The organism is Methylorubrum populi (assembly GCA_036946625.1).
In the GTDB taxonomy this organism is placed as follows: domain Bacteria; phylum Pseudomonadota; class Alphaproteobacteria; order Rhizobiales; family Beijerinckiaceae; genus Methylobacterium; species Methylobacterium populi_C.
The window spans coordinates 1-13,427 of record JAQIIU010000003.1; the positions used below are offsets into that span (position 1 = coordinate 1).

A 13,427-nucleotide genomic window follows, 5' to 3' on the forward strand; every position below is an offset into this window, starting at 1 on the left:
CGAGCCCGCATCTCGTTCTGCCACGTCGCCCGCGACGCCTGGCTGATCGCCGCGCCGGCCGAGGAGGCTGCGGTGCGGTCGGCGGTCTGCTGGTCCGAGCGGGGGCCGCCGCCGCTGCGGGAGGCGGCGGTCGGCTTGTCCTTCTTCTGGACGAGCTTTTCGGGCTTCTTCTTCTCGACTTTCTTCTCGGGCGGCTTCGGCTCGGGCTTCTTCACCTCCTGCTTGGGCGGCTTCGGCGGCAGCACGGCCTGCGGCTTGACCTCCGGAGGCGGAGGAGGAGCCTCGACGACCGGCTCCGGATCGGGAGGCGGCGGCGGGGCCTCCTCCGGCTCGGGCGCGGCCTGCTGCGCGTCGGCGGCCGGCGGCCCCTCCGAGGCGTTGTCGACCTCCGACTTCGCCACGATGGGCTCGGGCGACATGTCGATCATCACCGCCGCCGGCAGCTCCACGGGCGCGGGCGGCGGCTCCGTCTCTTGCGTCAGGGCGAGGTAGAGGCCCAAATGCAGACCCAGCGTCAGCAGCCCCGCCGCCGCCCAGCCCAGGATCTGCGCCGCCGAAGACGCTTCGCGGCTTTCCACGTGCGCGCGGTGCCGTTCGGTGGCCCGCACGAAGGCTTCGGGCGGCGGGTGGATCATGGCTGGGCTCCGCCCGAAACGTCTTCCAGGCCAACCAGGCCGACCTTGAGGTAGCCAGCACCCCGCAGAAGGTTCATCACCCCCATCAGTTCGCCGTAGGGTACGCCCTTGTCGGCGCGCAGGAAGATCCGCTCGTCCTTGTTGCCCTTGGTGGCCGCGTCGAGGGCGGCGCCCAAGGCCGGCCGAGCCACGATATCCTCGCCCAGGGCGATGCCGAGATCGGCCTTCACGCTGACGAAGACCGGCTTGTCCGGGCGCGGCTGCTGCGGCGCCGAGGAGACCGGTAGTTCGACCGGCACGTCGACGGTCGAAAGAGGCGCGGCCACCATGAAGATGATGAGCAGCACCAGGATCACGTCGATGAACGGCGTGATGTTGATGTCGGCGGTTTCGGCTAGGTCGCCGTCGTCGCCGGATCCGAGATTGACGGCCATGGCCTCACTCCGCCGCGACACGGATGGACCCCTTCGGGCCGTAGGTGCCGAACTCGCGCCGGTCGAGGTCGCGTGAGAGGTGGCGCATGATCAAGGCGACGGCGTCGCCGGTCATGGCGCGGTAGCCGGTGATGGAGCGCGTGAGCGCGTTGTAGATGACGACGGCGGGGATTGCCGCCACGAGGCCGATGCCGGTGGCGAGTAGCGCCTCGGCGATGCCGGGGGCGACCACGGCGAGGTTGGTGGTGTTCGAGTTGGCGATGCCGATGAAACTGCCCATGATGCCCCAGACGGTGCCGAACAGGCCGACGAACGGGCCGATCGAGCCGATGGTGGCGAGGATGCCGGTGCCCGAGGCCATACGCTTGCCGACCAGCGCCTCGACCCGGTTCAGCGCGATGGCCGCCCGCTCCTTGACGCCCTCGCTCGGCAATCCCCGGGAGAGGCCGAGTTCCTCCTCGGCCTCGACCAGCAGGAGGGCGCCGACGCCGCGGCGCACCCGCTGCCCCGCCTCCGCCAGGCTGCCCGCCGAGCGGATCTCCTTGAGGTTCGTCCGCATCCGGCGCTTGGCCAGCCCTAAGCTGAACATTTTCACCAGCAGGATGGTCCAGGTCACGACGGAAGCGGCGGCCAGGGTCACCATCACGGCCTTCACGACCGGGTCGGCGTTCAGGAACATGCCCATCGGGGACAGGTCGTGGGCGGCCTTCTCCGGCTTCGCGGCGGGGATCTGCGCGGGTGTCGCCGCGGAAGCGGCGGTCGCGGCAGGCGACGATGCCTCGGTTGCTCCCGCAGGAGGTGCGGCGACGGATGATGCCTCGGCTCCCGACGGTGCGGCAGGCGCTTCGATCGTTCCAGGGGGCACGGCGGAACCCGCCTGCTCGGCCTGCACGAGCGGAGGCGACAGCATCACCGTGCCGCAAGCAAGGGCCAGGACGAATGTCGCTCGCCTGAGGCGACGGCCGCTTCCCGTACCCCGTTGCGGCCCGGCCTTGAAGATCGATCGCATCATCGCTTTCCCGTCTCCTCGGAGATCGAAGGCTTCGCGTGCTTTGACGGATAAGAATCGCTAAGTGACAGCGCCCGACTCAAACTTTCTTTCGGCGACCGGATTCAGCGGACGGAAAAAAATTCGATTGTCCCTCTCCGCAGGTAGCGGACGGGCGAGGCGGGCGTCTCAAGAATCCTCTCCGTGGCCTCGGAGCGCCTGCCGTGCCGGCGCCGAGCCTGTTGGGATGATCCCAGCCGGTGACGCCGACGTACCGGTCCGAACGATGGTGCGCCGCGATCACTGCGTTGACCGTGAGCATGCCGAGCGCCGAAAGGGCCAGGTTCCAGGCCGGCAGGACCGAAGAGGCTATGAGCAGGAGCGCTGCGTCGAAGGCCATCTGCACATAGCCTGCGCGGATGCCGACGCGATCCTGCAGGTACAGGGCGAGGATGCCCAAGCCGCCGAGACTGGTGCCGTGGCGGAACAGCACGATCAGACCGATGCCGATCAGCGCCCCGCCCGCGACGGCGGCGTAGATCGGATCGATCGTGGCGAAGCCGGTCCAGGCCGCGGTCCGTTCGGTCAGCGCGCCCGTGAGCGTCACAGCGAGCAGGGTTCTGGCCACGAACCCGGATCCCCGCCGCCGCGCAAGAGCGCAGAAGGGAAGATTGAAGACGAAGAACACGATCCAGAATCCGACCGGGGCCAGACGCGCAACGAACATCGACAGCCCGGCGATGCCGCCGGACAGGAGTTGCGCCTGAGCCTGGATCACGACGCCGAGCGAGACGAGGCCCGCACCGGTGAACATGGCCAGCACGTCCTCGTGCAGCGCATGCCGGCGCAGGCCCGAGCCGTCCAGCGCCATTGCCGGGACCGTCCGATGCACGCGGTTCATCGCCCGACCGTCCGGGATCGCGCCTTCTCGAGCGCGCAGGGCGGCAGAGAGCCGGTCTTCAGGAAGGCCGTCATCGCCGCCTGCGAAGCGCTCACGTCGATTCCCCGTTCGCGGAGCCACGCCTCGTCGAGATGGGTGCTGCGGTAGCGCTCGCCCGAATCGCACAGGAGAGTGACGACCGATCCGGTCTCGCCGCGCGCGACCATCCCGGCGATCAGAACCGCGACGGCCCAGAGGTTCGTCCCGGTCGATCCACCGCAGGAGCGCCCCAGGGTCTCCGACAGGGCGCGGGCCGCCCCGAGGCTGTCGGCATCCGCCACCGCGACCCAATCGTCGATCAGTCGGGGAAGAAAAGACGGTTCCAGCCGCCCGCGACCGATCCCCTCGACGATGGAGACCGCGCTCGTCGCCGACGCCGACGACGGATCGGCGAGATGCCGATGGAACACCGAGGCCTCCGGATCGGCTAGGCACAGGCGGGTGGCGTGGCTGCGATAGCGCAAATACCGCCCGATCGTCGCCGATGTGCCGCCCGTGCCCGCTCCCACGACGATCCAGGCCGGGACCGGGTAGCGCTCGCGCGCGAGTTGATCGAAGATCGACTGGGCGATGTTGTTGTTGCCCCGCCAGTCCGTGGCGCGCTCGGCATAGGTGAACTGGTCCATGTAGTGCCCACCGCTCTCGACCGCGATCCGGGCCGCCTCGGCGTAGACTTCGGACGCCCGCGCCACGATGTGGCTGTGACCCCCGTAGCGGGCGATCTCGGCGATCTTCTCCGCCGCGGTGGAGGCCGGCATCACCGCTACGAAGGGAAGGCCGAGCATCCGTGCGAAATAGGCCTCGGAGACCGCGGTCGAGCCGCTCGACGCCTCGACGATCGTGGTGTGCGGACCGATCCAGCCGTTGCAGAGCCCGTAGAGGAAGAGCGAGCGGGCGAGGCGATGCTTGAGGCTGCCGGTGGGGTGGGCGGATTCGTCCTTCACGTAGAGGTCGATGTCGCGCAGTCCGTGCAGCGGCACGCGGAGCAGGTGCGTGTCCGCGCTGCGTGCAGCTTCGGCTTCGATCCGGGCCAAGGCGGTCCGCAGCCAGCCGGAATCGACTGCGCGCGGCGCGCGGCTCGGCTCGCGGGACACGAGTTCGACCACGCGGCCGTCATGCGGAGACCCGTGGCGCGGCGGATCAGCGTCTCCGGCGAAGGGATTCTCACGAAGGGAACGGGAGGCGACCATCATTCCGCCCCCAACCGGACAAGGCCGGAAGCGGCGGCACCTGCGACCTCGGAAGCGCCGTCGTCCGCACCGCAATCGCCTGCGGCGCCAGGAGCGGGATGCGCCGACGACCGATGATCGGAGATGATTCCGGCCGGCACGAGGCCCCGGTCGCTCGGCATCGTCCCTGCGGCGGGTTCCCCTTTGGCCCAGTGCATGGCCGTCGACGCCCTCGCATCGACCGCCAGGCCCTGCAGCACGAGTCCACCGTTCCTGTCGGACCCGACGGCGGAAGCCGTGCCCGCAAGCGCCTCCGTCAAAGCGGTCTCGGCGGTCTCGGCGGTCCCGCAGCCCGAGATCGGACCGGCCATGCGCCCGGCCACGAGATGGGCCTGCGCCACGATCGGGATGCCCGAGGTCAGGGCGATCTGCGTCAGCTCAGTGGCGAGATCGCCGCGTGGGATGTTGAATCGGTGGGTTTGATCGGCGTGTGCCGTCGCCGCGATCAGGATCAGCGGCACGACAGCCGACCAGGCTGAGTGAGCCTGGCTCGCTCGCCCTGACAGGCTCTTCATTTTCGTCAGCTCTCCGTTTCCTGCCTGCCCAGGTTGACGATCGAGCCCGCGAAAGGGTCAGCGCAGCCGGCGAGAAATGATGGTCACGCCGCTCCTCTCCCCGCCGGACCGAGCTTGATCCAGAGCCGGGAGACGCGTGTCAGGGAAAGGTCGAGGGATTCGGCGAGCGCGTCGAGGGCCGCTTCCGGATTGCGCAGCGAGAAGACCCCCGTGGCGCGCAGGTCCGCGATTGCAGGATCCACTTGGATGATGCCGGAGAAGTAGCGCTGCAACTGGGTCGTGATCGCGAGGAGATCGCTGTCCTTGGCTACCAGCAATCCTTCGAGCCAAGCCGTCGCGGCCTCGATATCGACCTTCCGCCGCCGCCTGTGTCCGCCGGCGAACTCCACCATGTCTCCGGAGGCAACCGGCTCATGCCCGCCCGGCACGTGCCTGACGCGGCCCGAGCCCTCCACACCGGTCACCGCGAGACGCTCGGCGCGGCCCTCGACGAGGAACGTCCCGCCGAAGGTTTCCAGCGCCATCGAACCGGCCCGGATTTCGAAGGGCGTTGCCCGGGAGGCGGCCCGGACCAGCACCTCGCCGTCCAGGAGTTGTACGGCACGCAATCCGGTCTCGTAGACGATGTTGATCGCGGTCCGCGATGCGAGAACGAGTTCGCTTCCATCGGCGAGCGCCACCGTCTCTTGCCCGCCCGTGCGGGTGAAGCGATCCGCCAGGATGTTGCCGAGGGGCACGAACCGGTCGGCGATGCCCGAGCCGATGGTCCCCACCCCGATCAGGCTGGCCAAACCCGCGATGAAGGTTCGGCGGTTCTGCCGTCCTGCCGCGAGACGCCGGGTCAGGACATCATGCCCCATCATCCCGTTTCGCGCCGCAATTCCGCATGGCATCAGGCCCTCTTGGAGCCGAATCCAGGCCGTCTCGTTGGCGTGGTCCGTCTTCAGCCATGTCTCGAAGGCGCGGACCTGAATTTCGGACATCTCGCCCGAATTCATCTCCACCATCCACTGGATCGCGGCTTCGGCGTGCGCATCCTCGAACTGTTGCGTCGGTGACATGCGAAGATCCGCGCTGCTCAACCTTGTCGATCGACCGCTGCATAGGCCGCGCGCAGTCCTTGAGCAACATACTTGCGGACCATGCTGACCGAAACGCCAAGTTCGTCCGCAATATCGGCGTAAGGAGCTCCTCCGATCTGACTTCTCAAAAACGCGGTCCGCGACTTGTGCGACAAGGTCGAGAGCATCGCTTCCACAGCTTGAAGCGCCTGGATCAGGATCAGCCGTTCCTCGGCCGAGATCTCCAGCGCTTCCGGCAGGGCCATCAACTCCGCTTCATAGGAGCGCCGAAGATCGTCCCGACGACGCGCATCGTAGATGAGGCGACGCGCGATCGTCGTCATCATAGCGCGCGGCTGACTCACGGCTTCTAGGTTCGGTATCGTAAGCAGGGCGCAGAAGACATCCGAAGTCAGGTCTTCGGAAGAATGGACAGTCCAACGCTGCTTGCTCAGCCAGCCCGCCAGCCAACTGCTGTGCGTACGAAACAGCCTGTCGAGCACCGTACGGTTCCGAGAAAGTATCGACTCGGGCATCCATCTTCCTTTTTTAGCGTGGATTACATCGATCATAAATTTCTTTGCTGGAAATCCTACCATCAAGAACCAATAAATATGGTTTGGCAATCCTCAATTTGAGGAACGCAAATCCCGGGCCAAATTGGTATGCACAGAGAAATTTGAGTGTCATGAGCAGCCATTGGCTCGGATCTGCCTCGCATCGGCTTACAGCGGATCGACTGTAGGAGCCTCTGCACAGGCCTAAAAAATTTCTGCGAGCAAGGATAGCTTAGAAAGCATTATCTTGTGTTCCAACATGGGATGCCAATCCGTCGGATTGGCATCCCATATTTTTATTAGGCTTTTTCGAAAATATTATCAAGTATACGTCCGTTCTTAATAATTCGATATATCCAGATTTTTGAACTATGTTCTGACGGTCCTATGGTCCCTTTTTCTCCATGCGCAAGTGTCGGTATGCAACTTCGGCTCTGCCGCAGCCTCATCGCAGTCGAAGTCGCGCGGCGCCGATCAGTTAAGCTTCGATTGGGTAGAGCTGGACACCTCTAAAAACCTCGCGGTTTGAGGCGTTTCGTGGTGTGATGGACGGTTCGAGCAGCCCGACTTCAGCGCAGACATGACCGGGTATCGGCCGCTGACGCAGCCCGAGACGTTCGGCGCATTGCCCGGGCGCCGGGTGCTGCTGCTGGGTGACGACCGCGAGCGGCGTGAGGCGCGGGCGGCACTGCCGAAGGCGGCGGCGCGGGTCGGGACGCTGCTGGGCGAGTGGGAGGAGACCTACGACCGCACCGTGTCGCAGGAGGAGAGGCGGCGGGAACTGGCGCAGGTGGAGATCCCGGGGCTGTCGGAGGCGGCGCAGCAGTTCCTGATCCCTACCGGGCCGGGTCGCGCGAGGCGGGCCAGGCGCTGATCGCGGGGGCGCTGGCGACGGAGGAGGGCCGGGGCGTGCTGGGGGAATTCAGCGGGTGAGCGAGGCTGCGAAGGAGCGCGAGGGGGTCTCTCGGGGGGGCATCGAGAAGTACGCCTTCCTCGGCATTCCCGGGATGGATCGGGAGCGCGGGCTTGCGCTGGGAGAGACGGTGATGGCGATCCGGGGGATCGACCGCGAGCAGGGTCGGATCGCCTACGAGCAGAAGCGGGCGCAGTGGCTCGCGTTGGATCATGCTCAGCGGCGCGGGTTGGAGCGGGATGATGGGCTGGCCCTGGAGTTGTAGCCGGCGAGGCTCTCAGTTCCCCGGGCTCATCGCTCTTTCCACGCTTTGGCGATCTGATCGGTCAGGGGCTTGGTGAGATAGGACAGCACCGAGCGCTCGCCGATCTGGGTGTAGGACTCCACCGGCATGCCCGGCACCAGCCGCAAGCCCTTCAGGCGCTCCTGCTGGTCGTCCCGGATGCGGATGCGCGCCGTGTAGTAGCTCTGCCCGGTCTTGGCGTCCTGACTCACGTCGGCCGAGACCCGGGTCACCTCGCCGTCGATCTCCGGCGTCGTGCGCGTGTTGAAGGCGGCAAACCGCAACACCGCCTTCTGGCCGATTCGCACGTTGTCGATGTCCTGCGGCTGCACCCTCACCTCGACGAGGAGCTGGTCGGAGGCCGGCACGATCAGCATCGCCGGTTCGCTCGGGGTCACGAGGCCGCCCACCGTGTGCACGCTCATCTGGTGGACGTAGCCGTCCTGCGGCGCGCGCAGCTCGACCCGCTTGAGCTGGTCTTCGGCCGCCACGCGCTTCTCGCGCAGCTCCGACCACTTGCCGCGGATCTCGGCCAGATCCTTGCCGGTCTCGGTGCGCATCTCGCCGTCGATCTGGAGGATCTGCAGTTCGGTCTCGGCGATCTTGCCGCGCGCCGAGGCGGTGGAGGCGACGAGCTGGCCGCGCTCGCCCTCGAGGCGGGCGGCGTCGCGCTCCAGGGCGGTGACGCGCGAGAGCGGCACGAGGTTCTTGGCGTAGAGGTCGCGCACGCCGGTCAGCTCGTGGCCGATCAGGTTGATCTCGCGGTCCTTGGCCGCCGCCTGCTTGGTCAGCCCGGCGATCTCCTGGCGGAGCTGATCGACGCGCTCGCGCAGTTGCGCCTTCTGGCCCTCGCGCCCGGCGACGCGGGCCGCGAACAGGCGCGATTCGCCGTCGATCAGCCGGGCCACGGTCGGGTCGTCGTCGATGCGGGCAACGAGGTCGGGCGGGAAGGTGATGGTCTTGAACCCGTCGCGCTCGGCCTCGTCGCGGGCGCGGCGGGCGGCGAGTTCATCCATGGCCTTGAGCACGATGTCGAGGTTGGCCCGGGTCTGGGTCTCGTCGAGGCGGATCAGCACGTCGCCGGCCGCGACCCGCTGGCCCTCGCGGGCGAGAAGCTGGCCGACGACGCCGCCGGTGGGGTGCTGCACCTTCTTCACGTCGGTCTCGACCACAAGCTGGCCCGGCGCGATCACGGCGGCCGAGATGTCGGTGAAGGTGGCCCAGCCGCCGACGCCGAAGACGAGGACCGCCGAGAGGCCGACGGTCAGAGCCAGATGGCGCCGGATCGAGCCGTGGGCGGCGGGCCGCGGCAGCGCCGGGGCGAGGCCGCTCAAGGGAGCAAGCGTCGAGGACATCAGGCACTCTCTCGGATCGTGGGCGCGGCGACCTGCGCGGCGGCGGCCTCGGCGGCGACCGGCACGGGGGCCGAGGTCGGGCGCAGGACGCGCTTCAGGATCTCGTCCTTGGGACCGAAGGCCTGGGCGCGGCCGTCGGCCATCATCAGGATCAGGTCGAGGGCGGCGAGCGCGCTCGGCCGGTGGGCGACGACGACGCAGATGCCGCCGCGCTGGCGCACGCCGAGGATCGCTTGGGTCAGGGCGTTTTCGCCCTCGCTGTCGAGGTTGGCGTTGGGCTCGTCGAGGACCACGAGGAAGGGCTCGCGGTAGAGGGCACGCGCCAGACCGACGCGCTGGCGCTGCCCGGCGGAGAGACCCGAGCCGCCCTCACCGATCCGGGTGTCGTAGCCTTCCGGCAGCCGCAGGATCAGTTCGTGCACGCCGGCCGCCTTGGCCGCCGCGATGACCGCCTCGGCCGGCGCGCCGGGCTCGAAGCGGGCGATGTTCTCGGCCACCGTGCCGGCGAAGAGTTCGACCTCCTGCGGCAGGAAGCCGATATGCGGGCCGAGATCGCCGCTCGTCCACTGATCGAGCGCCGCGCCGTCGAACCGGACCTTTCCGCGCACGGGCGGCCAGACGCCGACCAGCGCCCGCACCAGCGAGGACTTGCCGGAGGCCGAGGGGCCGATGATGCCGAGCCCCTGTCCGGCCCTGAGACCGAAGCTGACATCCTGCACCACGAGGCGCGGCGTGCCGGGTGGGGCGATGCTGGCGGCCTCGACGGTGATGGTCTCAGCGGGCGCCGGCAGGGCGTGCGGCTGCGCGCCCTGCGGCATCCGGGCGAGCAGTTCGGACAGGCGGTGCCAACTCTGGCGCGCGGCGACAAAACCCTTCCAGTTTGCGATGGTGAGTTCCGCCGGGGCCAGCGCGCGCGAGACGAGGATCGAGCTCGCGATGATGATGCCGGCGCTGGCTTCGTTGTGGATCACGAGCCAGGCGCCGAGCGCGAGCACGCCCGATTGCAGTGCCATGCGGAACACCTTGGAGCCGGCGCCGAAGGCGCTGCCGGCATCCGACACGGCCTGGTGCGCGTGCATGTAGTCGCGGTTGGCCTGCGCCCAACGGGCGGCGAGGCGCTCCTGCATGCCCATGGCCGCCAGTACCTCGGCGTTGCGGCGGCCGGATTCGGCGAGCGCGTTGCGCCGCAGGCCGTGGCCGGTGGCCTCCCGCGTCGGACCTTTGCTCGCGCGATCGGTGAGGAACGTCAGGGCGGCGAGGATCGCCATGCCGACGAGGGCGGCGACGCCGATCAGCGGGTGGAACAGGAAGCAGATCGCGAGATAGACCGGCATCCAGGGCAGGTCGAAGAAGGCGGAGGGACCGGAGCCGGACAGGAAGGCGCGGATCTGATCGAGGTCGCGCAGGGGCAGGAGGCCGTCCCCCTGCGTCGTTGCCTTGAGCGGCGAACGCACGACGAGATCGAACACGCGCCCGCTCAGGGCCTCGTCCAGCGCCGCGCCGATGCGGGCGAGGATCCGGCCGCGAATGGCCTCGAGCAGCCCCTGGAACGTGTAGAGCGCCAGCGCGAGCGCAGCGAGCCCGATCAGGGTCGGCACGGAGCGGCTCGGGATCACCCGGTCGTAGACCTCGAGCATGAAGAACGAGCCGGTGAGGTAGAGGATGTTCACCAGCCCGCTCATCACGGCGACGCCGAGGAAGGCCGTCTTGCATCGTGCTAATGCAGCGGCAATCTCGTTGTCGTTTCGGCTCTCGATCACGGGCTTGATTCCACTTCCCGTTGACGCGTTACGCGAACCCCGCCTTATGTGACCGGCCGTGGGGACGGTTCAGTCGGAGAACCGGTCACACGAGGGCGTGACCGCTCGCCATGAACTGGTGAGCGGCCGTCAGGTAATCGGGCCCACTGATTCCGAGCGAGGCACCGTCCTGGATCGTGTCCAGGAGAATACCGGTCAGATCGGCGGTGCGGATCTCCGCACCGAAGGCGGTGCCGCGTTCGCTCTTCGAGAGGGAGCCGGCATTGTCCCAGAAGAACCACTTCAGGGTCAGCGCGGACTGCGCGGCCTGTCCCCCCGCGAAGGTGAGCGTGAGGTCGCCGCCGTCCGCGGAGCGCATGCCTCGAACCTGTCCCCCGTCGATCAGGGCCGACAGCGTGTTCGCATCGTCCCAGTACCCCGCCGTCTCGTTGAACAGGAGAAGCTGGTCGCCCTCGGCCAGGCGGAAGCCGTTGATCGTATCGTGGCCGAAGCCGGCTGCCCCGCCCTCGGCATCCTCGAAGAACAGGGCGTAGGTGTCGCCGCCGTTGCCGGCCCAGATCTGGTCGTTGCCGTCGCTGGCCGTGCCGAGGACACCGCCCAGTTGGAACAGGTTCCTGCCCCCGTTGGCGTAGATGGTGTCATCACCGGCCCCCCCGACGATGACGTCGTCGCCGTTGCCGGTGGTGATCAGGTCGTTGCCGGCGCCGGCATCGATATAGTTGTCGCCGCCGTTGGCGTGGATCCGGTCGTCGCCCGCACCGCCGAAGATCCGGTCGTCGCCCTCGCCGCCGACGAGGGTGTCGTCGCCGCCTCCGCCGACGAGGGTGTCGTTGCCGCCTCCGCCGACGATCAGGTTTGCGGCGTCGTTGCCGGTCAGGACGTTGTCCTGCCCGTTCCCGAACGCCGAGAGGGCCGCGCTGCCGGTGAGGGTGAGGTTCTCCACATGCGCGGGCAGGGTGTAGGACACCGACGCCAGGACCGTGTCGATCCCTGCGCCGGCCTTTTCGACGACGACGTCGGCGGGATCGTCGACGACGTAGCGGTCGTTCCCGCCGCCGCCGGACATCCGGTCGCGGCCGGAGCCGCCGTCGAGCAGGTCGTTGCCCGCCCCGCCTTCGAGACGGTCGTTGCCGGCGTAGCCGTAGAGCGCCACGTCGACCGTCGCCCCGGCGGGCGAAGTCCCGCTTCCGCCCGCGGCTTCTTCGCGAGCCCCCCAGCCGATGATGTGATCGTCCAGATGCGTGCCCAGGAGCAGCGACTTGCGGAACGGATTGTCGATCACCCCGGTCGCGGCGAAACCGAGAGCCGTCCCCTGAATGAGCCCGGCTCCGGTGGCCGAGTCGTATCCCTTGTCGAAACCGGGGGTATTGAGATCATCCATGTCGATGGCGCTGTTCTGAAGCAGGTTCCGCACATCGACCGAGGTCAGCGCCGGATTGGCTTGCAGCATGAGTGCGGCCAGGGCCGCGGCATGAGGCGCGGCGGCCGAGGTGCCGGAGAAGTTCGGCAGGCCGTTCCCGTCGCTGTCCCAGCCGAAGAAGGTGTTGTCACCGTCGTTCGGAGCCATGAAGGCCGGACCCGACCGGATGTCGGGCAGCGGCAGCCTGTTCCCGTGGACATCGTGGGTGAAAGAGGCGCGGCCGACGCTGGAAAACGCTTCGGCCCATGGCTGCGAGGCGCCGAAAGCAGGGGTGTCGCGGTAGTTCACCGCGCCGACCGAAAGGGCGTCCCGCGCCGCCGCATGTCCGTAGAGCGTCCCGGAGTTGAGATTCGATGCCAGCGGCTCGAAGTAGGCCCAGTTCCCGTTGGTCAGCGCGATCAGGCGGAACTCGTCGGGAGGCGGGCCTTCGACCAAGCCGACCTTGACGTGAATCGTCTCGTCGGTGTCACCCGCGAAGTAGGCGATCTGCTCGATCGGATCGTTACCGATGTTCGGGTTGCTGACCTTGAAGAGGAACTCGTTCCGATCGTTGAAGAAGAACAGGTCCAGGTCCGTTTTCGCTCCGTTGGACGGGCTGACGGACGCGTAGGCATCGCTCCACTGGAAGGTGAAGGGAATGTTCGTCCGGGCCGGGATCGTGATCGCGATGTAGTCCTGCCCCGGGGCGAATTCATGTAACTGCACCGTCTCGCCGTCGATCGTGGTCGGGGTCGCCGCGGGCTTGAAGGTCGAGCCGTAGGCGTGATTGGCGTGGTTGCCGGCCATGGTGACGTAGGTCACACCTTGCGCGGTGACGTCGCTGATCGCCTGATTGATGACGCTGTCCTGATAGGTCGGCTCCGCCTGATAGAAGAGGTCGTCGACGATGACCTTTGCCCCCGCGGCCGCGAGATCGCGGATGGCCTGCGCCATCGACTCGACTGTGCGCCCCCCTGCGGCGAACAGGATCGATGCGCCCGGCGCCACGTCGTGGACGATCTGCGCCATCGCCCGACCCTCGTCGATTCCCCATTCGCCCTCCCGCAGGATCCGCGTGCCCTGGGGGAGTTCGCCCGCCGCCCGATCGCTCGCGAACCCGCCGAGCATGTCGAAGCTGTCGGAAATGACCCCGACCTTGATCCCGCTGCCGTCGAATCCGTACTTCGCGCGGGCCAAGTCGGTGCCCATCGCGCGGTCGCCTTGGCTGACGACCCTCGGCTGGGTCGGAGGAACGACGTCGCCCGCTTTCGGCTCCGGCGTGAATGCGGCGGGACTCGTCCCAGGGGCGAGGAAACGAGTCGGATGAAACCACCCCGAGCCCGGCGCCTGCGCGATCG

At 67.9% G+C, this 13,427-nt stretch carries 13 protein-coding genes; 2 read left to right on the forward strand and 11 right to left on the reverse strand.

The genetic code is table 11. The features are described 5' to 3' along the window. From PGN25_11470 to PGN25_11505, 8 genes are all read right to left on the reverse strand, one after another. Window positions 1-635 (reverse strand): energy transducer TonB (locus PGN25_11470; protein MEH3118176.1); only part of this gene is annotated, 635 nt, incomplete at its 3' end. Then, a complete protein-coding gene (gene exbD / locus PGN25_11475) occupies window positions 632-1,069 on the reverse strand; it encodes a TonB system transport protein ExbD (GenBank protein ID MEH3118177.1) in 438 nt (145 codons plus the stop codon). The genes exbD and PGN25_11470, both read right to left, overlap by 4 nt. A 4-nt stretch (window positions 1,070-1,073) precedes the next feature. Beyond that, a complete protein-coding gene (exbB, locus tag PGN25_11480; protein ID MEH3118178.1) occupies window positions 1,074-1,754 on the reverse strand; it encodes a tonB-system energizer ExbB in 681 nt (226 codons plus the stop codon). A 403-nt stretch (window positions 1,755-2,157) separates the two neighbouring features. After that, on the reverse strand, window positions 2,158-2,958 hold the full coding sequence (locus tag PGN25_11485; protein MEH3118179.1) for a YitT family protein: 801 nt from the start codon (window positions 2,956-2,958) through the stop codon (window positions 2,158-2,160). After that, a complete protein-coding gene (locus PGN25_11490; protein MEH3118180.1) occupies window positions 2,955-4,103 on the reverse strand; it encodes a PLP-dependent cysteine synthase family protein in 1,149 nt (382 codons plus the stop codon). Before PGN25_11490 ends, PGN25_11485 begins: the two co-directional genes overlap by 4 nt. Before the next feature lie 83 nt (window positions 4,104-4,186). Next, entirely contained in the window at window positions 4,187-4,741 is a 555-nt protein-coding gene (locus PGN25_11495; GenBank protein MEH3118181.1) for a hypothetical protein, read from the reverse strand. Between the two features lie 83 nt (window positions 4,742-4,824). Next, window positions 4,825-5,802: a FecR domain-containing protein gene (locus tag PGN25_11500; GenBank protein ID MEH3118182.1), complete on the reverse strand. Its 978-nt coding sequence runs from the start codon at window positions 5,800-5,802 to the stop codon at window positions 4,825-4,827. A gap of 17 nt (window positions 5,803-5,819) precedes the next feature. After that, the gene (locus PGN25_11505; protein ID MEH3118183.1) at window positions 5,820-6,305 is read right to left on the reverse strand and encodes a sigma-70 family RNA polymerase sigma factor; all 486 of its coding nucleotides are present in this window, start codon (window positions 6,303-6,305) and stop codon (window positions 5,820-5,822) included. Between the two features lie 634 nt (window positions 6,306-6,939). On the opposite strand from PGN25_11505, the gene PGN25_11510 reads away from it, so the two are divergent. Next, on the forward strand, window positions 6,940-7,233 hold the full coding sequence (locus PGN25_11510; protein ID MEH3118184.1) for a hypothetical protein: 294 nt from the start codon (window positions 6,940-6,942) through the stop codon (window positions 7,231-7,233). Between the two features lie 55 nt (window positions 7,234-7,288). Continuing rightward, window positions 7,289-7,537, forward strand: coding sequence for a hypothetical protein (locus PGN25_11515; GenBank protein ID MEH3118185.1), 249 nt, complete (start codon window positions 7,289-7,291; stop codon window positions 7,535-7,537). Window positions 7,538-7,563: 26 nt separating this feature from the next. Here the strand turns inward: PGN25_11515 and PGN25_11520 are convergent, their stop codons facing one another. The 3 genes from PGN25_11520 to PGN25_11530 form a co-directional block, all read right to left on the reverse strand. After that, window positions 7,564-8,910 carry an HlyD family type I secretion periplasmic adaptor subunit gene (locus PGN25_11520; protein ID MEH3118186.1) on the reverse strand — a complete coding sequence of 449 codons (1,347 nt, stop codon included), beginning with the start codon at window positions 8,908-8,910 and terminating at the stop codon, window positions 7,564-7,566. Beyond that, window positions 8,910-10,670: a type I secretion system permease/ATPase gene (locus tag PGN25_11525; GenBank protein MEH3118187.1), complete on the reverse strand. Its 1,761-nt coding sequence runs from the start codon at window positions 10,668-10,670 to the stop codon at window positions 8,910-8,912. Before PGN25_11525 ends, PGN25_11520 begins: the two co-directional genes overlap by 1 nt. 85 nt (window positions 10,671-10,755) lie before the next feature. Beyond that, window positions 10,756-12,876, reverse strand: a complete 2,121-nt coding sequence (locus PGN25_11530) for a S8 family serine peptidase (protein MEH3118188.1) — start codon at window positions 12,874-12,876, stop codon at window positions 10,756-10,758. Window positions 12,877-13,427: the final 551 nt, after the last annotated feature.

Coding starts and splice junctions, on each gene's coding strand:
- exbD (MEH3118177.1), bottom strand. CDS start 1,069: ATGGCCGTCAATCTCGGATCCGGCGACGACGGCGACCTAGCCGAAACC.
- PGN25_11510 (MEH3118184.1), top strand. CDS start 6,940: ATGACCGGGTATCGGCCGCTGACGCAGCCCGAGACGTTCGGCGCATTG.
- PGN25_11520 (MEH3118186.1), bottom strand. CDS start 8,910: ATGTCCTCGACGCTTGCTCCCTTGAGCGGCCTCGCCCCGGCGCTGCCG.
- PGN25_11500 (MEH3118182.1), bottom strand. CDS start 5,802: ATGTCACCGACGCAACAGTTCGAGGATGCGCACGCCGAAGCCGCGATC.
- PGN25_11530 (MEH3118188.1), bottom strand. CDS start 12,876: ATGGCCGGCAACCACGCCAATCACGCCTACGGCTCGACCTTCAAGCCC.
- PGN25_11495 (MEH3118181.1), bottom strand. CDS start 4,741: ATGAAGAGCCTGTCAGGGCGAGCGAGCCAGGCTCACTCAGCCTGGTCG.
- exbB (MEH3118178.1), bottom strand. CDS start 1,754: ATGGGCATGTTCCTGAACGCCGACCCGGTCGTGAAGGCCGTGATGGTG.
- PGN25_11485 (MEH3118179.1), bottom strand. CDS start 2,958: ATGAACCGCGTGCATCGGACGGTCCCGGCAATGGCGCTGGACGGCTCG.